Here is a 1195-nt window from a genome sequence, read left to right as displayed (position 1 = left end):
TGGGCTTGATTCGCTTTGACGGACACCCCTGATCAGGGGCTTCGGCCCCGGTAAGGATGATGTCCATCATGGAGAGCATGGGGAAGAAGAAGCCGCGCCCTCGTCGCTCGTTCACGCCGGAGTTCAAGGCCGAGATCGTCGAGCTGTGCCGACGTGGCGACCGCTCGGTCGGTCAGGTCTCGAAGGACTTCGACCTGACCGAGACCACGGTGCGGGACTGGGTCAAGCAGGCCGAGATCGACGCCGGCGAGCGCAACGGTCTGACCAGCGACGAGCGCGACGAGTTGGCGCGACTGCGGCGGGAGAACCGCCGGCTGCGTGAGGATGTGGACATCCTCCGCCGGGCCACGGCTTTCTTCGCGACGGAGACCCGGTGACGGTGCACCCGTTCATCGAGGCGGAGAAGCAGGCAGGCCACAACGTCAAACGGGCGTGTGAACTGCTCAAGGTCTCCCGAGCCGCCTTCTATGCCCGCCGCACCGCCACCCCCGGCCCCCGCGCGGTACGCGACGCGGAGCTGACTGAGAGGATCGCCGAGGTCCATGAGACCTCCCGCGGCACCTACGGGGCCCCGCGCGTGCACGCCGTCCTGCACCGCGAGGGCACCATCTGCGGCCGCCGAAGGGTCGCGCGCCTGATGCGCCAGGCCGGCCTCGAAGGCCGCCACCGCAGGCGGCGACAGCGCACCACGATCCCCGACCCGCAGGCCGCCGCCCGGCCGGACCTGGTCCTGCGCGACTTCACACCCGACCCGGTGGCCCTCGATGCGCGCTGGTGCGGCGACATCACCTACATCCCGACCGAGGAGGGCTGGCTCTACCTGGCCACCGTCATCGACATCGCCTCCCGCCGCGTCGTCGGCTGGGCCACCGCCGATCACCTGCGAACCGAACTGGTCGCCGACGCCCTGCGGGCCGCCTGCCGAACCCGCCGCCCGACCGGGTCGGTGGTGTTCCATTCGGATCGCGGCTGCCAATACACCAGCCGCGAATTCGCTGATCTCGCAATCGAGTTCGACGTTCGGCTGTCGGTCGGCCGCACCGGCCAGTGCTGGGACAACGCACTCGCCGAGTCTTTCTTCGCCACACTCAAGCGGGAGTTGCTCGGTGACCGCCCCTGGCCCAGCCGAGCCACAGCACGGACCGCGATCTTCGAGTGGATCGAAGCCTGGTACAACATACGCAGGCTGCACAGC

1 protein-coding gene and 1 pseudogene are annotated in these 1195 nt (G+C 69.1%); both read left to right on the top strand.

Features of this window, described 5'->3' with window-relative positions; translation table 11 throughout:
• Positions 1 to 56 precede the first annotated feature (56 nt).
• Positions 57 to 356, top strand: a pseudogene (locus P3T35_RS40330) (transposase); the annotation flags it as partial.
• Between the two features lie 17 nt (positions 357 to 373).
• The coding region (locus P3T35_RS40325; protein WP_280709880.1) for an IS3 family transposase at positions 374 to 1195 on the top strand (822 nt) is incomplete at its 3' end.

Origin of the sequence: Kitasatospora sp. GP30 (assembly GCF_029892145.1) — a bacterium.
Taxonomy (GTDB): domain Bacteria; phylum Actinomycetota; class Actinomycetes; order Streptomycetales; family Streptomycetaceae; genus Kitasatospora; species Kitasatospora acidiphila.
The sequence above is the reverse complement of the archived record's forward strand: the minus strand, read 5'-3'. Positions and strand labels throughout refer to the sequence as shown.